Source organism: Photorhabdus asymbiotica, from assembly GCF_003634575.1.
GTDB classification, from domain to species: domain Bacteria; phylum Pseudomonadota; class Gammaproteobacteria; order Enterobacterales; family Enterobacteriaceae; genus Photorhabdus; species Photorhabdus asymbiotica.
Map to the genome: position 1 here is coordinate 724271 of NZ_RBLJ01000002.1, position 23600 is coordinate 747870.

Here is a 23600-nt window from a genome sequence, read left to right on the forward strand (position 1 = left end):
TTTTATATTCCTCTTCAACCTCCCTACAGATCTGCCCATTAATAATCCATCCCTCAGCTTCTTGCCGGGGGATTACCTTCCTCTACATGGCTGATCCAAGCAGCGGTCAGGAAATAACCATATGAATATTAAACAATCCTGGACACCAGACTGGTTTCTGGAGTCTGTCTTGAACTGGCATACGGATAGTATGATCAACCGGTATGCTTGCCTGCGGGCTATTCGAATAGATCTGTTCTACAAAAACGGAACGCCTAGATTTGCACAACCTGGACACCACCAACTGGAGCTGGATATCCAGTTGTTAATGAAAAACATGATGAGCCTGCGAGCCGTAGTAGGTTATTTCTGGGTCATAGAGTGGACTGAGGATCACCGCTACCACGCCCATGCAGTCTTCTGGTTAGATGGTAATCGGACCCAGATAACCTATCCATGAGCTGAAAAAGCGGGCGAGCTATGGAGCAACATCACAGACAGGGAAGGATGGCACCACCGTTGTGAGTACAAGGAACACTATCGAGCAAATATCAATATCCCTGTTCACTACAACGATCCTGGAAGTATTACCAACATAAGGCAGGTACTCGCCATATGACAAAAATCCAACAGAAGGAGGGCTTGCTACTCCACGGCTGCAACGAAGTACCTGAGCGTCCGCTGACAGGTCGTCCACGGCTTCCCCTGCGACTCAACTGAACAGGTATGCAGGTTTATCTGCTGCAGGATACGCTCTGATGCCCAATGCGGCAGACCAGAAAACGATTGCTGCAGCAACAGTAAATAATCAAATTTTTACAATGCACACAGATACGGGTAACTGGCATAGCCTTTCTGCCTCTACGAAGCCACTTACCGGAAAAGGCATAACTGGATCTGATATAGGTAAAGTCGTTGAGAACAAATTGCGGTAAAATCTCGTCAACAGCAGTTGCTAAGAACCGAACACAGGATAAAAAATGACAAGCTTTCAACAGCGTGCAGAACTACATCGTCAAATCTGGGCCATCGCTAACGATGTCAGAGGCTCGGTAGATGGATGGGATTTTAAGCAGTATGTCCTTGGTGCGCTTTTTTACCGCTTTATCAGTGAAAACTTCTCCAGTTACATCGAAGCCGGTGATGACAGCATCCACTATGCTGCGTTGGATGACAGTATCATTACCGATGACATCAAAGATGATGCCATCAAAACCAAAGGCTATTTCATTTACCCGAGCCAGCTATTCTGCAACGTTGCAGCTAAAGCCAGTACCAACGACAGGTTGAATGCTGATCTAAACAGCATTTTTGTCGCCATTGAAAGCTCGGCTTATGGTTACCCGTCTGAAGCTGACATTAAAGGCCTTTTTGCTGATTTTGACACCACCAGTAACCGTCTGGGTAACACCGTTAAAGACAAAAATAGCCGTCTGGCCGCCGTTCTGAAAGGTGTCGAAGGTTTAAAACTGGGTAACTTTAACGACCACCAGATTGACCTGTTCGGTGATGCGTACGAGTTCCTGATTTCTAACTATGCGGCGAATGCCGGTAAGTCTGGCGGAGAATTCTTTACGCCACAGCACGTTTCAAAACTGATTGCACAACTGGCAATGCACGGTCAGACCCACGTCAATAAAATCTACGACCCGGCAGCAGGCTCGGGTTCACTGCTGCTGCAGGCGAAGAAACATTTTGATAACCACATCATTGAGGAAGGTTTTTTCGGTCAGGAGATTAACCATACGACGTTCAACTTGGCACGTATGAACATGTTTCTGCACAATATCAACTACGACAAGTTTGATATCAGGTTGGGCAATACCCTGACTGAACCACACTTTGGCGATGAAAAGCCGTTTGATGCGATTGTTTCGAACCCGCCGTATTCGGTGAAATGGATTGGCAGTGACGACCCGACGCTGATTAACGATGAGCGTTTCGCACCAGCAGGCGTGCTGGCACCAAAATCAAAAGCTGACTTTGCGTTTGTGCTTCATGCGCTGAACTACCTGTCCGCCAAAGGCCGTGCGGCGATTGTCTGCTTCCCGGGTATTTTCTACCGTGGCGGTGCAGAGCAGAAAATCCGCCAGTATCTGGTTGATAACAACTATGTTGAGACGGTGATTTCACTCGCACCAAACCTGTTCTTCGGCACTACCATTGCCGTTAACATTCTGGTGCTGTCAAAGCACAAAACAGATACCAGCGTGCAGTTCATCGATGCCAGCGGTCTGTTTAAAAAAGAAACCAATAACAACATTCTCACCGATGCCCATATTGCTCAGATCATGCAGGTGTTCAGCAGTAAATCAGATGTTGACCATCTGGCAAAATCAGTAGCCTTCGAACAAGTGGCCGGGAATGATTACAACCTGTCTGTCAGCAGCTACGTGGAAGCCAAAGACACCCGAGAAATCGTTGATATTACGGAACTGAATGCCGAACTGAAAACTACCGTCAGCAAAATCGATCAGTTACGCAAAGACATTGATGCGATTGTGGCAGAGATTGGAGGCAGTGAGGACGCAGGCATTAGTGGGTTGAACTATCTGGAAAAACTGTTGGATGGGGCTGAGGTCGAATGGAAGCCATTGGGAGATGTTGTCGATCTTCAGCGTGGTAGACGGCTTGTAAAATCTCAATTAGAAATCAGTGGCAAATATGCAGTTTATCAGAACAGCATGACACCACTAGGTTACTATCATGAATCTAATGTCGCCGCACAATCTTCGTTCATTATCTGTGCGGGTGCTGCCGGTGAAATTGGTTATAGCGAAGATGAATTTTGGGCGGCCGATGATGTTCATTTTGCAATCACACCAGAATACATAAATGACAGATTTCTGTTTCATTTTTTGTTGACACAAAAAAATAAAATTTCAGGGCAAGTACGCCGTGCCAGTATTCCGCGCCTCTCAAAGTCAGTACTTGAAAAACTTGAATTCCCAATCCCCTGCCCGGACAATCCAGAGAAGTCCCTTGCCATACAGTCTGAAATCGTACGAATTCTGGATAAATTTACTTCGCTTACCACTGAGCTTACCACTGAGCTTACCCTGCGTAATAAGCAGTACGAATATTATCGGGATACGCTACTTAGCTTCCCGAAGCCGGATGTGTTAGAGGCGTGACATGAACAAGACACTCTCGGAAATAGCCCAGCAGCTGAGTACGCCTAAAAAAGTTAAGAAAACTGTCCCTGAAAAAACTAAGGAAGTTGAAGAGACAAGGCCCGTACCAAAGGTGCAGTTAATCTACGCTTTCAACGGCACGGGCAAGACACATCTTTCCCGGGATTTCAAGCAATTGATTGCGCCCAAAGTCATTGACGGAGAAGGTGAAGACGAAGCTGAACAGTCCGAGTTGTCGCACAAAAAAATCCTCTATTACAATGCCTTCACCGAGGACTTGTTTTATTGGGACAACGATCTGCAAGAAGACGCCGAGCCGAGGCTGAAGGTGCAGCCTAATTCCTATACAAACTGGTTGCTGACCCTACTCAAAGATTTGGGACAGGATGGCAATATCGTCCGTTATTTCCAGCGCTATGCAAACGACAAGCTAACGCCCCACTTCAATACAGATTTTACCGAAGTCACGTTTTCAATGGAGCGCGGCAACGATGAGCGTTCCGCCCATATCAAGTTATCCAAAGGTGAAGAAAGCAACTTCATCTGGAGTGTATTTTACACCTTACTGGATCAAGTGGTAACAATTCTCAATGTCGCCGAACCCGATGCGCGCGAGACCCGCGCATTTGATCAGCTGGAATTTGTATTCATTGATGATCCAGTCAGCTCCCTTGATGATAACCACTTGATTGAACTAGCAGTTAATCTTGCGGGCCTGATCAAATCCAGCGAATCCAATTTGAAGTTCATTATCACGACGCATAGCCCAATATTTTATAATGTGCTTTTCAATGAGTTGAACGGGAAAGCTTGTTACATGTTGGAGAGTTTTGAGGATGGTACATTTGCCCTCACAGAAAAACATGGCGACTCTAACAAGAGTTTTTCCTACCATCTCCACCTAAAGCAAACAATCGAACAGGCAATCGCTGACAACAACGTTGAAAGATATCACTTCACGTTACTGCGCAATCTTTATGAGAAAACGGCCAGCTTTCTGGGCTACCCTAAATGGTCTGAACTCTTGCCTGACGACAAGCAGCTTTATCTGAGCAGAATCATCAATTTCACAAGCCACAGCACTCTATCAAATGAAGCCGTTGCAGAGCCAACGCCAGCGGAGAAAGCGACTGTCAAACTGTTGCTCGATCACTTGAAGAACAACTGTGGCTTCTGGCAGCAGGAACAAAAAAATGGTTGATTGCACCAAGTCAATTGCTGAGTCCAATAATTTCATTATTTTGGATAAATACAACCCAGAATGGAAAATCACCGAGAGCTACCAAAGCGAAGGTGATCTGGAGCGTGAGCTGATTCAGGATTTGGTTAACCAAGGCTATGAATACCTGCCAGCCTTGAACAATACCAAGGCTATGCTGGCTAATATCAGGGAACAGCTGCAAATCCTTAACAATGTAGAGTTCCTGGAGGCTGAATGGCGTCGCTTTGTGGAAACCTGGATGGACAAGCCCAGCGATGGCGTTGTCGAAAAGACCCGTAAGATTCATGATGACTATGTTCATGATTTCGTCTTCGACGATGGCCGTATTCAGAACATCTATCTACTGGATAGAAAAAACATCCTTCGCAATAAAGTGCAGGTGATCAAGCAGTTTGAGCAAAGTGGCACGCACGCCAATCGCTACGATGTAACCATCCTGGTCAATGGCCTGCCGCTGGTACAAATCGAACTGAAAAAGCGTGGCGTGGCAATTCGTGAAGCCTTTAACCAGATACACCGTTACAGCAAGGAAAGCTTTAACAGTGACAATTCCCTGTTTAAATACCTGCAATTGTTTGTCATTTCCAACGGTACAGATACCCGTTACTTTGCCAACACCACCAAGCGGGATAAGAACAGCTTTGATTTCTCCATGAACTGGGCGAAGTCCGATAACACGCTGATTAAAGACTTGAAGGACTTTACCGCCACGTTTTTCCAGAAGCATACTCTGCTCAATGTGCTGTTTAATTACAGCGTGTTTGACAGTAGCCAGACGCTGCTAGTGATGCGCCCCTATCAGATTGCTGCCACCGAGCGAATCCTATGGAAAATTAACAGTTCCTTTACCGCCAAGAACTGGTCAAAGCCGGAAAGCGGGGGGTTTATCTGGCACACCACCGGATCAGGCAAAACCCTGACCAGCTTTAAGGCCGCACGGCTGGCAACTGAACTAGACTTTATTGATAAAGTTTTCTTTGTGGTAGACAGGAAAGATCTCGATTACCAGACCATAAAGGAGTACCAGCGCTTCTCCCCGGACAGCGTCAATGGTTCTGACAATACTGCAGGCCTTAAACGGAATCTGGATAAAGACGATAACAAAATTATCGTCACCACAATTCAGAAATTGAATAACCTGATGAAAGCTGAAGCTGACCTACCCGTCTATCAGCAACAGGTGGTGTTTATTTTTGATGAATGTCACCGTAGTCAGTTCGGCGAAGCACAGAAGAACCTAAAAAAGAAATTCAAACGTTTTTACCAGTTCGGTTTTACCGGTACGCCAATTTTCCCGCAAAACGCATTAGGGTCGGAAACTACCGCCAGCGTGTTTGGGCGAGAGTTGCATTCTTACGTGATTACCGATGCCATTCGTGATGAAAAGGTGCTGAAGTTTAAGGTGGACTATAACGATGTCCGCCCGCAGTTTAAGGCGCTGGAAACCGAAACCGACGAGAAAAAACTCAGCGCCGCGGAAAACCGGCAGGCTTTTCTTCACCCACTGCGCATTCAGGAAATCACACAGTACATCCTGAATAACTTCCGCCAGAAAACACATCGCACTTTCCCTAGTGCCAGAGGTTTTAATGCCATGCTGGCAGTAAGTAGCGTGGATGCGGCAAAAGCATATTACGCGACGTTTAAAGAGCTACAGGAGGAGGCGGCTAATAAATCAGCCAGCTATAAACCGTTGCGGGTGGCAACTATCTTCTCTTTTGCGGCTAATGAAGAACAAAGTGCTATCGGTGACATTACTGATGAAAGCTTTGATACCAGTGCAATGAATAGCAGCGCCAAAGAGTTTCTGGATGCAGCCATTGATGACTATAACGCTCACTTTAAAACCAATTTCAGCACTGACAGCAACGGCTTTCAGAACTATTACCGTGATTTAGCCCTGCGAGTTAAAAATCAGGATATCGACCTGCTCATTGTGGTGGGAATGTTTTTAACCGGTTTTGACGCCCCGACGCTGAACACCCTGTTCGTCGATAAAAACCTGCGTTATCACGGTTTGATGCAGGCATTCTCCCGCACCAACCGTATCTTTGATGCTACAAAGACCTTCGGCAATATTGTGACGTTTAGAGATCTGGAACGCGCAACCATTGATGCCATCACGCTGTTTGGGGATAAAAATACCAAAAACGTGGTGCTTGAGAAAAGTTACAAAGAGTACATGGAGGGCTTTACCGATATCGTGACAGGTGAGGCCAAGCGCGGCTTTATGGATATTGTTACGACATTGGAATATCAGTTCCCTGATCCGGCTAGCATTGATAGCGAGAAGGGGAAAAAGGCCTTCGTTAAATTGTTTGGCGAATACCTGCGGGCTGAAAATATCCTACAAAACTACGACGAATTTGCCATGCTGAAAGACTTGCAAAAAGTCGATAGTAGCGATCCCGATGCCGTGGAAACCTTCAAGTCAGCGCATTATCTTGACGATGAAAAGTTTGCCGAATTACAGACCATTCGTCTCCCCTCAGAACGTAAGATTCAGGACTATCGTTCAGCCTACAATGATATCCGTGACTGGCAGCGTCGCGAAAAAGTGGCTAATGACAAGGATAAGTCAACCACTGACTGGGATGATGTCGTGTTTGAAATTGACCTGTTGAAATCTCAGGAAATTAACTTGGACTACATTCTTGGTCTGATTTTTGAACATAACAGGCAGAAGAAAGGTAAAGAGGCACTGACTGAAGAGGTTAGACGGTTAATCCGCTCCAGTCTGGGTAACAGGGCCAAAGAAGGTCTGATTGTTGACTTTATTCAGCAGACTAATCTTGATGACATGCCGGACAAAGCCAGCATCATTGATGCGTTCTTCATTTTTGCTCAGCGTGAGCAGCTGCGTGAAATTGAAGCGTTGATAAAGGAAGAAAACCTGAACGAAGAGGCTGCAAAGCGCTATATCCGTACATCGCTGAAACGCGAATATGCCACCGAAAATGGTACTGAGTTAAACGAGACTCTACCAAAGCTTAGTCCGTTAAACCCCCAGTACAAAACGAAAAAACAAACCGTTTTTCAGAAAATTGGTGAGTTTATTGAGAAGTTTAAAGGGGTAGGTGGGCAAATTTAGTTGTGGGCGCATAGGGGGACAAAGTGGTCCCCCTGACCTATCCCAGTGTTCTATACAATTGTCAGTGAGAAAAACCTGGTTTTTGACTGAAGTGCAAATTCCAGTGTATTAGATTACAATCGAAAAAAACCATCTTTAAAAGATGCGGTCTATTTCTTTAAAATGACAGATTTGGATAACCTAACCTATCTGTATGGCTTTATTTTTTATTATATTTGGTGAGCACCTACTCGCCCACCTTTATTATATTTACTATTCCATCGGTTCGCAGACAGAACTTTTAAATATTACTAATTCTAAACACCTCGCTGTTCATTAATCTATATTGCTTCTAATTCGCTATCATATTTCTTATTGAAATATTGGAGCGGATTATCTATTCCAGAGCGCTTTGTGTATTTTTCCTGTCTGGTAGATAATCAGAAACCAGATCGATAAACTCTTTAAAATCCTTGTCCTCTACCACCAAGCGGTTGACGGATTGCCAGTCAATGCTGGTTCGCTCTCGCGCAGGAATCAGAGTTTGCCTATTACCGGGATCTTGCGGATTAAGGAGGATCACACCAATACCATGCAATGCACACAACATCTGCAGCTCTCTTTCTACGCAACGCTGCTTATCTTCATTTATTTCGGTCGCGACGAGATAACCAAAATGGGCCCAGCTTGAATTGCTCACAGCCTGGAAGAAACATTCTCGAACATTGCTACGGTTAAGGACCACAGACGGGTTAAACGCCCTTCGCTATACCGTACACAGTTTTGCACGACACTATCCCAGCCTTTATCGAGAGGCTGCAATGCAACAATATCAGGATAAAGCCAATGGTTTACCCCAAGACCTTTGTTGTTGCTTGAACGCTTTTCATCGATACGGCGACAAAGCAATTCTTCTTCTTCAGAAAGGTACTCAATCAAAAGCGGGTAAAGAGCATGCTCAGAAAAACCTACCGTCTCAGCAGATGGAGTCGGAGCAATATCAAAAGATGACTCTTGTTGCACACCATTATCGATTTCCTTACCCCAGTAAAATAGTCTAGGCCGAGGTTTGTCACGCGTCATAACCTGAGGACACATCGCTTTTGCCTGAACGGTTCTGCTCCCACCAACTTCAGCAGCTATTTGACTCAAGAAATCTTCATCACTGGCGAAACAAGGGTTTTAACGCTTTACAGCAAGCTCTGCGCCATAGTGATCTATGATTTTTTTGGCAAGCTGACGGGCTGTAAATTGTTCATCAGGATTAGCCTGAAGAACATTAATAATCATCTGTGGGCGACTAGTCATAGCTCCTGCCTTTGATGTAACAGTAAGAACGCTTCTATTTGAAAGGCTAAATCTTGGATGCTGCTTTTCTGATGACACAGTGTAAAACTACCTATCACTTGAACCAAGCTTACAATGTGAGTTTTTGGCATTGAACAACAGATTTTATCACCAAAATGTACAGCCCATCAGAAGCAATATTTTAGAAAAAATAAGGTATGTCAGATACATACCTTATATATTTCTAATCAGCCCGTATTTAATTTGGCAAAATCAAACGGACTCCCCCCCTTCTCACGATTCGCATCAAGAAAATCAGCCCACCATTGCAGCATCAATCTGCGCTCATCCAGATGCTCGGCCTTATGAATATAAGCCGCACGCACAGAGTTACGCTCCATATGGCTCATCTGCCGTTCAACCGCATCCCTCGACCACAATCCCGATTCTATCAATGAACTACATGCCATCGTCCTGAAGCCATGTCCACAAACCTCTACCTTAGTGTCATAACCCATAACGCGTAGCGCCTTGTTTACTGTGTTTTCGCTCATCGGTTTGCGATGGTCGTGATCGCCAATGAAAACAAAATCGCGATCGCCACTAAGTTTGTGTACCTGTTTAAGGATTGCTAACGCTTAACGAGAAAGCGGCACCAGATGAGGTGTACGTATTTTAGAGCCACGCTGCGAATGCTTTACCCCTTCAATAGCTTCTCGCTCGGCTGGAATCGTCCAGATAGATGTTTCAAAATCGATCTCAGACCAACGAGCAAAACGTAGTTCGCTGGAGCGGATGAAGACAAGAAGGGTTAGCTCAACGGCAAGACGAGTCAAAGACCTACCGGTATAGCTCTCAATGCGCTGAAGCAGTTCGGGAGTACGTTTCAACTCTAACGCAGGCCTATGCTGCCGGTTACTCGAAGCAACAGCACCGACCATCTCCTGCGCGGGATTATAGTCAAGCAAACCGCTCTGTACTGCATAACGCATTATTGCCGTAGTGCGCTGTTGTAACCGAGAAGCCACTTCAAGTCGCCCAGACAGCTCAACAGCTTTGATGGGCGCTAAAAGGTCCCGCGTTTTTAGTTCGGCAATATTACGCTTACCTATGGCTGGAAAGAGGTTGTCCTCCAGGCTTTTGAGCACTCGTCGACTATGTTCTTCCGACCACTTTTTATTTGTGGCATGCCACTCAACAGCGAGCTGCTCGAAAGTTCGGGTTTCTTCCTGCTCAATCTTATCGTTTTTCTTTTTATCTCCCGGATCGATGCCGTTTGCCAACAACTTACGAGCCTCATCACGACGAGCTCTGGAATCTGCAAGAGACACTTCAGGATATACACCTAAAGCCAGCATCTTTTGCTTTCCGCCAAATCGGTACTGCAGACGCCAGTATCTTGAACCATTTGGGTGAACGAGAAGATGCATACCGTTGCCATCGGTCAGCTTGTATTGCTTATCCGTTGGCTTGGCTGTTCTGACTTTAATATCTGTTAGGGCCATGCTTATCCCCTCCCTGTTGGTACAAGCATTATCGAACCGGAAATACCATCATCTGTACCAACATCTGTTGGTAGATGTACGTTGAAGTCGGTTGACCTTGAGAGAGTTAATATAGCGGGAATGATGGTTAAGTACAGGATTTCAGGCACAAAAAAAGACGTCCGTTGACGTCTATTGATGTTCCGATGGTGCGAAGGCCGGACTCGAATAATAAGTTAATACATTGTTTTTAAATTAGTTTATTAAAAAATATTATTATGATGCCCCTTTTTATGCCCCCAAGACCAGAATTATTTACTACTATTTCATGTAACCGATTAAATTTAAATAGAAAATTAATACAACAGGTATGGCGTAATTTTAAGTTACAGTCTATTTCGTTACGTGATTTTATTTCATTTGAGATACAAGATAACTCCGTGGTCTTTTCAACTCTCTTAGTGGACTTGTTAAATTTTTTAACAAGTCCACTAAGAGAAGACAAGCGTAGCGCGTCAGCTAGAAAACGCCCATGTCATAGTCATCAATAAGCTGATTTCGTCAGCGTATCTAATCAACCGTTTAACTAACTGATTAAATTATCTGTTCCCTATTGCTACGTGTTACATCCTGCGTTAACCTTGCTACACTTAATTGCTGTCATCGACAGCCGCCAATGTTTCCGAGGGATCTGTGAGGAAACGCTTTCGAGTGATCCGCTATTGCTGCCATTGACAGCACTCAATGCTTCTAAAAGGTCTGTGAAGAAGCGCTTTCGAGCGACCATACCTAAAATTCTCCCTGATCTGAAAAGAGAAGGCCGTCAGATACCATGAGGCTGATAACCCCACTTATCCTTTGAGAGCGGGGATCGCGAAATGAAAGCGATGAAGGTGCACTTATACATTTGACTCACTCACGGGTTGTTTATCCCGGAGGAAAAGAGTTCTTCTTATACCCAGGAGTCAGACAGGACAGCTTTACTTGCCTTTCGCTCCAATGAGATTAAGTTACACGTTTAACCTCATTCACTTCACGTAAGTTAAAGCATCCGCGGTTTGTGGTTTGCTTGGCTCACACTTTAACTACTGCTGCCTGAGTTATCAGGCGGTCAGGTAGGTTATTTCTCAATATCAGCATATTGCGACAGTTTTACACTGCTACGGGCAGCACTTTGCTATGCCAGCAGGCATCAGCAAACGCCTATCCTGCTTCTGTTTACTCACTCCGATGTTCAGGAGTCACTTTTCGCCGGTTTACCGCTGAAAGTGACGCCGCAGTATAAAGGCAACATTCGTATTACAGGTGTATGCCCGTTCAACAAATCAGTGCTTCTGTCACTGCTAATTAAGATTAAAAAAACATTAAAAAGGAAGGCTTGACAATATCGAGGCTGGCTTTTGCCAGAGGGGATAACCTGTTCACACAGGCGGTAGTACAGCGTACTGAAACCGATGCCCCGCAATACCTCAACAGCGTTCACTCTGGCGCACAGGTATCGTTCAAGGGCAAAACAGATAACCTCTGTTTTGTCAGAATTGTCGCGCGCCAGAGATTTAATGTTATCAGGTGAAAAATAAGGGGTGATATGAGTCGATTAGTCAGGGAAATGCAAACTTTTGCCCGACAGGCCGGAGGCAGTCATAAAACCTGCCATGACCGTATTAGGATAGCGGGACGATTAGGCGAGTTTTTACTGAGGCTGAATATCCAGGTGAAAAGCCTCAGCCATTTAAAGACCAAACACATTGAAAGTTATATCCATGCCCGTCTGTCTCAAGGGATAGCCAAACGTACCCTGCAAAATGAAATGTCGGCGCTTCGCCATATCTTTCTTCTAGCGGGTCGGACCAAGTTAAGCACCTCTCCCCGGCTGAGTAATCAGGCATTGGGATTGAGTGGCGCCAGCCGAGCAGGGACAAAACAAGCTATTCCTGATGTGCTTTTTCAGGCGGTTTATCAGAAAGCAACAAAATACGATGCCGGACTGGCTGTCACTCTCCAGCTTACTCGTTTGATGGGGTTACGTTCTCAGGAAGCCGTTCAGTGTAGTGCTTCGCTGAAAAGCTGGCAAAAACAGCTTAACCAGCCTGAACCTAAACTTCATATAATTTTCGGCACCAAAGGCGGTCGCCCAAGGCAAACCCATGTACTGAATGTGGAAGCCGTGAAAAAAACCGTTGAGAAAGCCATTGAAATTGCAGAACAACGCAGCGGTAGGCTGATTGATAAACCCAACCTCAAACAAGCTATGAACTACTGGCGTGCTCATACGACACAATTGGGATTAACAGGCTGTTATGCCCCGCACAGTTTGCGCTACGCATGGGCACAGGATGCATTGAAGTTTTACCAAGAAAGCGGTTTTACTCGTCAGGAAGCCAGAGCCTTAGTCTCAATGGATTTAGGTCACGGTGATGGTCGCGGGCGTTATGTTGAACGAGTTTATAGTCAAAAGGAAGATTGAAAAATGGCAGAGACAACCTTAATACGTCTGGCGGATGTCATGAAAAAAGTCGGTTTAAAGAAATCATGGATTTACCATTTGATGCAGCAAGGCGAGTTTCCTAAATCTGTCAGTCTGGGAGCACGCTCAGTTGCATGGGTAGAAAAAGAAATTGATGAATGGATTATCAATAAAATCAACAATCGTAAGGAAACACAGGGATGAGTCTGAATGAGGCTTTTAACCTTAATTATAAGTTGATAATCAGTAAATTACTGAGGTATAGTTCACGCGCTGCGGCAAAATCCGCAGCCGGAGTTAGCGTTCCGATTAACATGATGGCAGCATTAAACGCCTGTTTTAGGCTATTCAATGCTGGTGCCTTTGTACACCTGTTGTCTATGGTGGCTCAGGCAGGGGCTTCGAAAGAAGCGCCGGTTTCCATTGTGTCCGGTAACGCTAACCCTGTCTGGGCTGCCACCCTTGAGGTTAGCGTCTCTGGTGGTAGCGATAGTTCGCACACAATGGAGGCTGCCTTATGGCTATACCCCCTCTTAACCTCTACCTACCACCCCAAAACTGGCTGTTTTATCTACAATGTCAACTATTCTCCCGTTCTAAGACTTTTTCTCTGGCAGGGGTGTTTTATGCATGATTACCGCCCTGAAAACTCAGAAGAAGTACTCGACCACTGCCGGGCACTTATCAATAGTATTATTGAGCAAAATAATCTCGCGTTTAAGGAAATCCTAGCTTTCATTTTATGGGAACGCATTGAACTGCTCAGTAAAATGCTGGTTGGAGAAACCACTGAGGAGGAAAGTCATGCCCTCCTTCGTTTCTGATATTGTCCGGCAGTCCCGCCACCGCTGGCCCGCGATTCTGTCTCAGGCGGGCATTGTTGTGCCTGCCAATCATCGTCATGGGCCTTGCCCCATGTGTGGAGGGAAAGACCGGTTCCGATTTGATGATAAAGACGGTAATGGCACATGGATTTGTAATCGGGCTGAATGCGGTCATGGAGATGGACTGGATTTATTGGCAAAATTTAAAGGCTGTCAGTTGATTGAAGCGGCAAGGTGGATATCTGAGTTGTCAGAACTTCCGTCAACAGCGCCAGCCAGAAAAAAAGCCTCTGTTATTCAGGTGCCGATTGCTGAACGGGTCAGTTTATTATTAAATCAGTGCATTAAGGGCGCAAGCCCTTATTTGCTCCGCAAAAATTTAGCTGAACCCGTTTTTCTGTTCCCGCCGGCTTACTGTCAAAAGACAGGCAATGTGATGTTTCCAGAAAATACACTGGTGTTGCCACTGGTTAATATTTCGGGAGAATATTGCGGCGCCCAATTGATTCACCCTGACGGCAGTAAGCGACTATTATCCGGCAGTCAGTTAAAAGGGGCTTTTGCTGTTGTCCGCGAGCCTGATTCTCATGATGACATTATCATTACAGAAGGTTATGCCACTGGCTTATCACTGGCCGTTATTAACCGTAACAGTGCAATCTATGCCGCCATTTCCGCTAATAATCTGCTCAATGTAGCAAAAACGCTTAAAGCTCAACATCCCCACGATGTTTTTATTATCGCGGGGGATAATGATATTAATGCAGATGAAGAGAACACCGGAAAAATTAAGGCAGAACAGGCCGCTAATGCAATACAGGGAAAGGTTGCCCTGCCACCAACAGACTATCAGGCTGACTGGGATGATTACCGCAGGCAATACGGTGATGAAGCCACCCGAACAGCCTTTTATCATCAGACAGATAAAATCATCAGTCCCCTTCCTGTAACTTGTCTTCCGACGACTTACAGCACATCATTACCTTTACGCAGAAGTTCTGAAGGATTTGATACTCATCAGGATTATCTGATTAAAGGCCATTTGCCCAGTAACTCCTTAGCCAGTATTTACGGCCCCAGTGGTTCTTATAAATCTTTTTTGGCGGTGTCATGGGCATGTCATATTGCCACAGGTAAAGCATGGGCAGGTAAACGAGTCAATCGGGGAGCGGTGGTTTATGTGGTAGGTGAAGGTGGTCTGGGCGTTCCTCGTCGTATCCGGGCATGGGAAAGCAGCCTGAATGATAACAGCCCGATAGACGCCCTTTACCGTATAGACTGCCCGGTGTTTCCTGCTAACCCGGAAAGCGCTGAACAGGTGATTTGTGCAGCCAAAGATGTCGAACAGGAAACCGGATTACCTGTTCGTCTGATTGTACTTGACACCCTCGCCCGTTGTTTTGGCGGCTCAGACGAAAACACCGCTAAAGATATGGGCGCGTTTATTCAGGGTTGCGACTATATCAAAGCCAAAACAAACGCCACCGTACTTGTTGTGCACCATTCCGGCAAAGACCAGGATAAAGGCGCAAGAGGCTCCAGCGCCTTTCGGGCAGCACTGGATGCGGAGTTTAATATCCGCCGTGAAAATGATAAAGAAGCGCTGATATTAAGCTGTACTAAAATGAAAGATGCTGATGAACCGCCACAAGTCGCTTATGACCTGCATCCGGTCAGCATTTGTATTGATGAAGATGGCGAAGAGATTACCTCTCTGGTGTTGTCAGATCAGCCCAGACAACCACGGGATGCCGCAGCCGGTGATATCGCACTGGCCCATGTCCGGCGTCTGTCAGGTAATCATCTAGCCCTATGGGAATCTGTTCGTAACCGAACAGCCCAAAGCGATTCCTGCACAAAATCACAGGTGCGGGATGACTTACGAGCAAAAGGCATCGATGTATCAAAGAAATTCAGCCGTTGGCTGGACAAACTGGAAAATGATGGCTTATTGACCGTATTGGGTGAAGATATCCGCATTAATCAACGCCATTCCAATACGGGGGAATAAATGGTAAATGTGGGGGATATTGTCAGAAATCCGGCAATACTCCCCACTTGCCACTTATTAAGTACACCTAAAAGGGGGAAGCACGTGAAACCCTTATTCTGTCTGACCTTAAGCGATTTTAATAATATCAATGTGGGGGCAATAAAAATCCATATATCGTGGGGGATAAAACGGGGGAAACATGGGTATATTTCTTCTATGAATACATCGTTATTTAACCCGTTCATAATATAATATCTAAAACAATCCTATTCAGTGACATTCAATAGAATATTTACATTGTTCTGTAATTATAAAAACGCCTTTTTTATTTAAAGGGAATGAAATGGGTAATGAATGGGGGAGTTCCATTTAAACGGGGGAATAGTAAAATAATAGTATTTTTTAACTTTAACTATTTACAGATAGAGTCCATGAAAGGATAATTATTTTATGTCACTACTCAGGGGAATATAAAATATGATTCAACAAGATTGGCACCCAGCCGATATTATTGCCGGACTAAAAAAGAAAGGAATAACATTAGCTGCTTTATCAAGGAGCGCTGGATTAGCTTCATCTACACTAGCCAATGCATTGACACGCCGCTGGCCTAAAGGAGAAAGAGTTATTTCTAATGCGTTAGAAATTGCGCCAGAAATTATCTGGCCTTCCCGTTATAAAAGGTAACAATATTAAAGTATCCAGGTCAGAGAGATTTTATAACTCTTAAAAAAACATCACTAACCCAAAACATCTATTGCCCACTATTCAAAGTGGGCTTTTTTACACAGTGAATTAATATGTTTCTATATGGCTATTTACTATTTTTATTTGAGAAAACGTAAGGAGCAATAAACTCTTTTTTACATTGATCCAAATAATCCGCCCACCACTGGATCATTAATCGCCGCTCCTCCAAATGTTCAGATGTATGGATATAAGCAGCTCGGACACCATTACGCTCTGTGTGGCTCATTTGTCTTTCAACTGCATCTTTTGACCATAGTCCTGATTCAACTAAAGCGCTACAAGCCATCGCTCTGAAACCATGCCCACATACTTCCGTTTTTGTATCATATCCCATTACTCGTAACGCATTATTTACCGTATTTTCACTCATGACTTTATTAGGATCATGGTCGCCGGGAAAAAGCAGCTCATTGTCCCCACTAAGCTCTTTAAGTTGCTGTAAAACATCTATTGCTTGATTACTGAGCGGTACAATATGGGCTGATTTCATTTTCATACCACGGTAAGAATAACGAACCCCTTCGATTGGGTTTCGTTGGCCGGGGATCTGCCACACAGAGATATCAAAGTCAATTTCATCCCATCGTGCAAAACGTAACTCACTAGAACGCACAAAAGTGAGTAAAGTCAGTACTACTGCTAAACGTGTAATTTTCCTGCCACAGTAACGATTTATACGTTCCAATAATTCAGGAAAGCAATTAGATGGCAATGCAGGATAATGTTTAGTTTTAGGCATGGTCAGCGCCCCGGCCATATCTATAGCCGGATTACTGTCGATAATGTCATTTTGTACGGCATAGCGCATGATAGCTGTTACCCGCTGCTGGAGCCGTTGAGCCACATCATGCTTTCCTGCATCATCAACCACTCGGATAGGTGCCAATAGATGACTAGTCTTTAACTGACGAACATCAACTTTACCAATATGGGGAAAGATGTATTGTTCAAGGCTGCGCAGTACACGCGCCCGGTTATAGTCACCCCACCGCTTATTACTGGCGTGCCATTTTCTAGCAATAGTTTCAAAATTAAATTCGCCAGATACCTCAGCTTGAGCCTCTTTCTGTGTTGCTTTGGGATCTACACCACTAGCTATAAGTTTTTTAGCCTCATCACGTTTAGCTCTGGCATCAGCAAGAGAAATTACCGGGTAAACACCAAATGCTAACCTGTCTTCTTTTTTATCTGTTGGTCGGCGGTATTTCATACGCCAGTATTTTGAACCTCGCGGAGTAATTTCCAGATACAACCCTCCACCATCAGCGAGTTTATAAGCTTTATCTTTTGGCTTTGCTGTCTCTATTTGCCTAGCATTGAGTTTCATTTTGGGGGCACATTCTTAATCGAATCGGAAGATGCCCCTAATTATGCCCCCACAGATATGTGGATTGCAACGGACGATAATAGACCTTGATAGACTATTTTATTTGATTTACAAGGAGTTTTCTTAGATAAGTGGACTTTAGTGAACTGCTATGAACATAGCAATGGTGCCGAAGGCCGGACTCGAACCGGCACACCCGAAGGCGGTTGATTTTGAATCAACTGCGTCTACCGATTTCGCCACTTCGGCACTGAAGTAGTATGCGGAGAACGGAGGCCATTATACTTGTCAGCGATCTGTTAGCAACTGTTATCCTTCTGATTTAGTTTAAGTGTCGAAAAAAAGAGCATGTTGCATATGTTCAATGCAAATCATCGCTCAATTTCCAAGCACAAAGCCTCATCACAAGGTACTGGATACACCCAACAACATCTTTTCTACCCGAAATAAATTCCCAACTAAGCACTAAAACAACAACTGATAAATATCCCAAAATAATTTTACAACCATTAATGAGCTGAAACATCTAACTCAGATAGACAACCTATCATCACCTTATATAATCTCAGGATGATAATTCACTGCGAGGTAAATAATTATGACGATTATTAGCTGGATTGGCGCCGGGATCTTTTTAGGCATTGTCATTGGCGCGTTGATGATGTTGTTTAAGAGGAACAAGTAGCAGTTTCTGGTCTCTCTATTCCGTTCCTGTATTCACTGGAAGTATGCCTGATTGGTTAATTCAAAATGAATAAACTGCTTTTTAAGATCTTCCCGGTTTCCGCCATAGTATTGGCTCTTGCGGCCTGCTCTTCTTCCGATAAAACATGTTCGACAAAGTTTCTGCAACCAAAGAGACAACCATTGAAATGGGAAGTGTTTGAAGGCAATGCGAGAACTAAAAAGCTAGCTTCACAATTGGTCGATCAGTATGCACAGGATATTTTCAACGGCAGTAATGCTCAAGGAATGGCAATAGTGGCGATTGATAATAATCAGGTAGTTTACCGTAGCTTCGGTGAAACACGTCCGGGAAGTGGCATCCGTCCGAAACCTGATTCCATTATCCGCATCGCCTCGCTGACTAAGCTGATGACCAGTGAGATTATGATCAAACTGGAAGAAGATAAGGTTTTACGCTCCACCGATCCATTACAAGACTATGACTATTTTGGCGTGAAAGTGCCTGAATATAGTCCCCTTCAACCTATCCGGTTGTTCCATCTGGCAAGCCATACCAGTGGGTTACCTCGTGAACAACCAGGAGGAAAATGGGGACGACCTGTTTTTGTCTGGCCGACACAAACCAATCGTTGGGCCTGGTTGAACTCGGCTCGATTAGATATGCCTCCAGGTACAACAGCTTCTTATTCCAATCTAGCTTACGATTTATTAGCAGATGCGCTTTCTAAAGCTGCTGGTAAGCCATATACCCGCTTACTATACGATAAGATCACCGGCCCTTATTATATGAAAGACACTACACTGACACCAAACCGTTCTCAGTGTGCCCGTTTAATGGAAAGTTATAAGCCCAGCCCGTGTGTCAATACTGTTGCAGCAGCAGGTAGTGGTGGAGTCTATTCAACACCAAAAGATATGCAACGCTGGATGCAGCAGTTTCTATCATCAGACAATCAGTTACGTAAACAGACCGCTAGCCGTGAGCAGGGGGTCTATTTTAAGCGTGCCGCTCTGGCTGCAATTAAAGGAATGGATGTTGCCGGTCAAGCAGATGGCCTTGGTCTTGGCTGGGTTTATATGAGTGCTCATGGTGATATCCCCAATATCTATCAGAAAACCGGTGGGGGAGGTGGATTCAATACGTATATAGCAATGATCCCCGAGCAGAATATCGGAGTATTTGTCGTGATTACCCGTAAGCAACACAGTAAGTTTAGCAGCGTAACAACAGGGGTTAACCAACTCGTCACTGCATTGTCGAGGAATCATAACCAAGCTTGATGTAGACACTTTATAAAGAGATACCAAGGATGGAGTTGTCTGTTTATCAACCCCATCCCTGCCGTTCCTCTAAGTCTGGTATCATTACCAGACCGCATTGCTAAAAGCTATTGTCTCTTAAGCAGTAAATAAATACTTAAGGTAAGGAATAGTAAGCTTGGTAACAGTGCGGCCAGAACTGCTGGCATACTGTAGACCAAGCTCAACGGGCCAAAGATCTCGTTGAGTAAGTAAAATAAGAAACCCAAAGTGATACCTGTTATTATCCTAACTCCCATCGGTACGGTACGCAGCGGCCCGAAGATGAAAGAGAGTGCCATCAACATCATTACCGCAACTGAAAGTGGTGCAAAAATCTTTTTCCACATATTCAGTTGATAACGTCCAGATTCCTGCTCACTCTGTTTAAGATAACTGATGTATTGATACAAGCCACTGATGGAAAGCGCTTCAGGATCAAGAGCAACAACCCCCAATTGCTCTGGCGTTAAGCGGGTTTTCCAATCAGCAGAAATACGCTGCGACCCAGTGATTTTTTTGCTGTCTGTCAGGTCAGATTCCTCCACCTGAGAAAGTTTCCACAGATCATTATTCTCATCATAAACAGCACTGTCTGCATACTTCACAGAGAGTAGTTTTTTATCATCATTAAAATGATAGATATTAACGCCTTTAATCTCTGTGTCGCTCATTACCCGCTGGATGTAGATAAAATCGGCACCATCTTTCGCCCACATACCTTTGGTTGTTGAAACCAAAGAACCACCAAACATCTTCTGAGCCCGGTAGTTACGTGCCATCTGCTCACCTTGTGGCGCTACCCATTCACCGATAATCATTGTCAAGATCACCAGCGGAATAGCCGTTTTCATGACTGAGCCAGCAACTTGCATACGGGTAAAACCGGAAGCCTGCATAACCACCAGCTCACTACGCGTCGCCAGTGCGCCAAGTCCCAGTAATGCACCAAGTAAAGCTGCCATTGGGAAGAATATCTGAATATCTTTCGGCACACTCAGCAAAGCATAAAGACCAGCGGAAATAGTGGTATATTCCCCTTGTCCCACTTTTCTCAACTGATCAACAAACTTAATAATGCCAGAGAGTGATACCAGCATAAACAATGTCATCAGAATAGTCTGAAGAATAGTTCGCCCAATATAACGATCTAATACACCAAACATCAGGCTACTCCTCTGCCTTTGAGACGAGACCGAATCCTGCGTATCGGCACGGTGTCCCAGATATTGAGAACCAGCGCCAGCATCAGATAAGCTCCGTTAACCGTCCACATCCAGATCAACGGGTCCAATTTTCCTTTACCTCCGTTAGAGCGCAGAGAACTTTGCAGCAAGAAGAAAATTAGATAAAGCAGCATCGCAGGCAACATACTCAGCACCCGCCCTTGACGCGGATTTACCACACTTAACGGTACCACCATCATGGCCATAATCAGTACCGAGAGTACTAGAGTCAGACGCCAATGGAACTCAGCACGGGAATCCTTGTCATTATCCCGCCATAACTGAGCAATGGATTTTTGTTCAACTTTATCACCATCTACGACTGAAGCCTGATGCCCAACAACCGCCTGATAATCATTGAATTCAGTAATCCGAAAATCACGCAGCATAGCAGTACCTTCGTAACGTGTACCATGATTAAGGATAACCACCTGTTTACCATCAGGCCGTTCCACCATATGGCCACCATCAGAAATAACAACTGAAGGACGCTGATTATCCACCGGACGAAGCTGGGCGAGGAATACGTTTTTAAACTTATCGCCGTGTACGCTACCAATATAGAGTACCAGATTGCCATCATTGGAAGGTTTGAACTTCCCTTCCATTATCGCTGCCAGGCTTGGGTTGGCCCTAGCGTCAGCCAGCACCTGCTCCTGATATTTAGAGGACCACGGCATCATCCAAATAACATTCACTGCGGCCAATGCGGAAGTCAACAATGCGAGAATAAGTGCCGAAACCACCAACACACGTTTCCCCAAACCACACGCATGCATAACAGTAATTTCACTTTCAGTATAAAGTTTACTGAAAGTCATCAACACCCCAAGAAAAAGACTCAGAGGTAAAATAAGCTGCGCCATTTCAGGCACGCCTAATCCTAATAAGGATATAACCAAATTTGCCGGGACGTTCCCTTCCACTGCTGCACCCAAAATTTCTACTAACCTTTGGCAAAAAAAGATCAATAAAAGGATAAAGAGTATCGCAACTTGGCTTTTTAGGGTTTCCCGTACCAGATATCTAATGATGATCACGCTTATTACGCCTGTGAAAACTTGTTTTTTTGCAGGAAAATCGCTAACTTCATTGTATATATACCATTTATTATGTGCATCAGTTTGGCTTCCTCGCTGCTAAAATGATATCGAAGCATTCCATAATTAAGGTCCCCAGTCAGAATATACTTATAGTTAGCTAAACAATAACAAATAGTGTGTTTAGCTTAGCATAAATAGTTAACTCTCTATGGGGTAGATTAATGCAGAACGTTATATTTTAGCGATAGCATCCGTCTTTGTCTTTAAGATTCAGGAGAACGCATGGAGTTTAGTGTAAAAAGCGGTAGCCCGGAAAAACAACGCAGTGCGTGTATTATTGTCGGCGTTTTCGAACCTCGCCGCCTATCCCCTATTGCCGAACAACTTGATAAAATAAGTGATGGTTATATCAGCGCCTTGTTGCGCCGTGGTGAATTGGAAGGCAAAGTTGGTCAATCACTGCTGCTCCACCATGTTCCCAATGTGTTATCTGAACGTATTTTGCTCATCGGCTGCGGTAAAGAGCGCGAGCTGGACGAACGTCAGTATAAACAAATTATCCAAAAAACTATCAATACCCTTAATGAAACCGGCTCAATGGAAGCAGTCTGTTTTTTAACAGAATTACATGTTAAAGGCCGGAATAATTACTGGAAAGTACGCCAAGCGGTAGAGACAGCAAAAGAGTCTCTTTATGTTTTCGACCAGCTTAAAAGTAATAAAAATGAGCTGCGCCGCCCACTGCGTAAAATGGTGTTCAATGTTCCTACCCGTCGGGAGCTAACCAGTGGTGAACGTGCAATCCAACACGGTCTTGCCATTGCTATCGGTATCAAAGCAGCTAAAGATCTTAGCAATATGCCACCAAACATCTGTAACGCAGCTTATCTGGCCTCTCAAGCCCGTCAGCTCGCAGATTCTGCTAATAGCCACATTACAACAAAAGTAATTGGTGAAGAACAGATGAAAGAGTTGGGAATGAACGCTTATCTGGCCGTTGGTCAGGGTTCTCAGAATGAATCCCTGATGTCAGTCATGGAATATAAAGGCAGCTCTGATAAAAGTGCCAAACCGATCATCCTGGTTGGCAAGGGCCTGACTTTTGACTCCGGTGGTATTTCAATCAAACCTGCTGGTAGCATGGATGAGATGAAATACGATATGTGTGGCGCTGCAACAGTTTATGGTGTTATGCGTGTGGTTGCTGAACTACAGCTACCACTCAATGTCATCGGTGTCATGGCCGGCTGTGAGAATATGCCAGGAGGTCGTGCTTACCGACCAGGAGATATTTTAACCACCCTATCTGGTCAAACGGTCGAAGTGCTCAATACTGATGCAGAAGGCCGTCTGGTTCTGTGTGATGCATTAACTTACGTCGAACGTTTTGATCCAGAATTGGTCATTGATATCGCCACACTGACCGGTGCTTGCATCACCGCTCTTGGTAATCATTACAGTGGGTTACTATCCAACCATAATCCACTGGCTCACGAGCTACTAAATGCTTCAGAACAATCCGGTGATCGCGCATGGCGCCTGCCAATGACCGATGAATTTTTCGAGCAAATTGATTCCAATTTTGCCGATCTGGCAAATACTGGTGGCAGTGCGGGTGGTGCGATTACGGCTGCCTGCTTCCTGTCCCGCTTCGCAACAAAATATCATTGGGCACATCTGGATATCGCCGGTACTGCATGGCGTTCAGGTAAAGCGAAAGGTGCAACAGGTCGCCCAGTTGCACTATTGTCACAATTCCTGTTAAATCGTGCTGGTAGTACAGGTATCAATAACGACGATTGATTTAT

Annotated in this window: 18 protein-coding genes, 1 tRNA gene and 4 pseudogenes; 15 read left to right on the top strand and 8 right to left on the bottom strand. The window is 44.7% G+C overall.

What is annotated here, in order from left to right; genetic code table 11:
• The first annotated feature begins 121 nt into the window (after positions 1 to 121).
• From BDD30_RS10115 to BDD30_RS10130, 6 genes and pseudogenes are all read left to right on the top strand, one after another.
• Positions 122 to 699: pseudogene (locus tag BDD30_RS10115) on the top strand (rolling circle replication-associated protein).
• A 38-nt stretch (positions 700 to 737) separates the two neighbouring features.
• Positions 738 to 914 carry a hypothetical protein gene (locus tag BDD30_RS23565; protein WP_158307083.1) on the top strand — a complete coding sequence of 59 codons (177 nt, stop codon included), beginning with the start codon at positions 738 to 740 and terminating at the stop codon, positions 912 to 914.
• 45 nt (positions 915 to 959) lie between these two features.
• A pseudogene (locus BDD30_RS10120) lies at positions 960 to 2504 on the top strand (type I restriction-modification system subunit M); the annotation flags it as partial.
• Positions 2481 to 3113, top strand: coding sequence for a restriction endonuclease subunit S (locus tag BDD30_RS24175; RefSeq protein WP_249039929.1), 633 nt, complete (start codon positions 2481 to 2483; stop codon positions 3111 to 3113). The pseudogene BDD30_RS10120 and the gene BDD30_RS24175, both read left to right, overlap by 24 nt.
• Position 3114: 1 nt before the next feature.
• Entirely contained in the window at positions 3115 to 4314 is a 1200-nt protein-coding gene (locus BDD30_RS10125) for an ATP-binding protein (RefSeq protein ID WP_015836048.1), read from the top strand.
• A complete protein-coding gene (locus BDD30_RS10130) occupies positions 4307 to 7426 on the top strand; it encodes an HsdR family type I site-specific deoxyribonuclease (protein WP_015836049.1) in 3120 nt (1039 codons plus the stop codon). Before BDD30_RS10125 ends, BDD30_RS10130 begins: the two co-directional genes overlap by 8 nt.
• A gap of 376 nt (positions 7427 to 7802) precedes the next feature.
• On the opposite strand, the gene BDD30_RS24180 is transcribed toward BDD30_RS10130, so the two are convergent.
• The 4 genes and pseudogenes from BDD30_RS24180 to BDD30_RS10140 form a co-directional block, all read right to left on the bottom strand.
• The gene (locus BDD30_RS24180; RefSeq protein ID WP_231849155.1) at positions 7803 to 8015 is read right to left on the bottom strand and encodes a hypothetical protein; all 213 of its coding nucleotides are present in this window, start codon (positions 8013 to 8015) and stop codon (positions 7803 to 7805) included.
• Between the two features lie 86 nt (positions 8016 to 8101).
• The gene (locus BDD30_RS24185) at positions 8102 to 8557 is read right to left on the bottom strand and encodes a hypothetical protein (protein ID WP_015836051.1); all 456 of its coding nucleotides are present in this window, start codon (positions 8555 to 8557) and stop codon (positions 8102 to 8104) included.
• A 30-nt stretch (positions 8558 to 8587) separates the two neighbouring features.
• Positions 8588 to 8713: a hypothetical protein gene (locus tag BDD30_RS24665; RefSeq protein ID WP_015836052.1), complete on the bottom strand. Its 126-nt coding sequence runs from the start codon at positions 8711 to 8713 to the stop codon at positions 8588 to 8590.
• A gap of 227 nt (positions 8714 to 8940) precedes the next feature.
• Positions 8941 to 10197: pseudogene (locus BDD30_RS10140) on the bottom strand (tyrosine-type recombinase/integrase).
• A 1357-nt stretch (positions 10198 to 11554) separates the two neighbouring features.
• Here BDD30_RS10140 and BDD30_RS23140 point away from each other — a divergent pair.
• From BDD30_RS23140 to BDD30_RS10165, 7 genes and pseudogenes are all read left to right on the top strand, one after another.
• Positions 11555 to 11749 carry a hypothetical protein gene (locus BDD30_RS23140; protein WP_132346831.1) on the top strand — a complete coding sequence of 65 codons (195 nt, stop codon included), beginning with the start codon at positions 11555 to 11557 and terminating at the stop codon, positions 11747 to 11749.
• A gap of 15 nt (positions 11750 to 11764) precedes the next feature.
• Positions 11765 to 12643, top strand: a complete 879-nt coding sequence (locus BDD30_RS10145) for an integrase domain-containing protein (protein WP_015836055.1) — start codon at positions 11765 to 11767, stop codon at positions 12641 to 12643.
• Positions 12644 to 12646: 3 nt separating this feature from the next.
• Positions 12647 to 12847 (top strand): helix-turn-helix transcriptional regulator, encoded by a 201-nt coding sequence (locus BDD30_RS10150; protein ID WP_012777182.1) that lies wholly within the window; start codon positions 12647 to 12649, stop codon positions 12845 to 12847.
• Entirely contained in the window at positions 12844 to 13467 is a 624-nt protein-coding gene (locus tag BDD30_RS10155; protein WP_015836056.1) for an ash family protein, read from the top strand. Before BDD30_RS10150 ends, BDD30_RS10155 begins: the two co-directional genes overlap by 4 nt.
• Positions 13448 to 14344, top strand: a pseudogene (locus BDD30_RS24190) (primase-helicase zinc-binding domain-containing protein); the annotation flags it as partial. The gene BDD30_RS10155 and the pseudogene BDD30_RS24190, both read left to right, overlap by 20 nt.
• Before the next feature lie 51 nt (positions 14345 to 14395).
• Positions 14396 to 15478 (top strand): helicase RepA family protein, encoded by a 1083-nt coding sequence (locus tag BDD30_RS24195; RefSeq protein WP_231849248.1) that lies wholly within the window; start codon positions 14396 to 14398, stop codon positions 15476 to 15478.
• Between the two features lie 459 nt (positions 15479 to 15937).
• On the top strand, positions 15938 to 16147 hold the full coding sequence (locus BDD30_RS10165) for a helix-turn-helix domain-containing protein (protein WP_015836058.1): 210 nt from the start codon (positions 15938 to 15940) through the stop codon (positions 16145 to 16147).
• Between the two features lie 127 nt (positions 16148 to 16274).
• Here BDD30_RS10165 and BDD30_RS10170 read toward each other — a convergent pair whose 3' ends face one another.
• Together BDD30_RS10170 and BDD30_RS10175 are read right to left on the bottom strand one after the other, a co-directional pair.
• The gene (locus tag BDD30_RS10170) at positions 16275 to 17537 is read right to left on the bottom strand and encodes a tyrosine-type recombinase/integrase (protein WP_015836059.1); all 1263 of its coding nucleotides are present in this window, start codon (positions 17535 to 17537) and stop codon (positions 16275 to 16277) included.
• A gap of 164 nt (positions 17538 to 17701) precedes the next feature.
• Positions 17702 to 17786: transfer RNA gene (locus BDD30_RS10175), tRNA-Leu, on the bottom strand.
• Positions 17787 to 18287: 501 nt separating this feature from the next.
• Between BDD30_RS10175 and ampH the strand changes: the two genes are divergently transcribed.
• The gene (ampH, locus tag BDD30_RS10180) at positions 18288 to 19505 is read left to right on the top strand and encodes a D-alanyl-D-alanine-carboxypeptidase/endopeptidase AmpH (RefSeq protein WP_015836060.1); all 1218 of its coding nucleotides are present in this window, start codon (positions 18288 to 18290) and stop codon (positions 19503 to 19505) included.
• 107 nt (positions 19506 to 19612) lie between these two features.
• On the opposite strand, the gene lptG is transcribed toward ampH, so the two are convergent.
• Both lptG and lptF read right to left on the bottom strand, forming a co-directional pair.
• A complete protein-coding gene (gene lptG / locus BDD30_RS10185) occupies positions 19613 to 20689 on the bottom strand; it encodes an LPS export ABC transporter permease LptG (RefSeq protein WP_015836061.1) in 1077 nt (358 codons plus the stop codon).
• Positions 20689 to 21789, bottom strand: a complete 1101-nt coding sequence (lptF, locus tag BDD30_RS10190) for an LPS export ABC transporter permease LptF (protein ID WP_015836062.1) — start codon at positions 21787 to 21789, stop codon at positions 20689 to 20691. The genes lptG and lptF overlap by 1 nt, the downstream gene beginning before the upstream one ends.
• 285 nt (positions 21790 to 22074) lie before the next feature.
• On the opposite strand from lptF, the gene pepA reads away from it, so the two are divergent.
• Positions 22075 to 23595 carry a leucyl aminopeptidase gene (gene pepA / locus BDD30_RS10195; RefSeq protein WP_015836063.1) on the top strand — a complete coding sequence of 507 codons (1521 nt, stop codon included), beginning with the start codon at positions 22075 to 22077 and terminating at the stop codon, positions 23593 to 23595.
• Positions 23596 to 23600 lie beyond the last annotated feature (5 nt).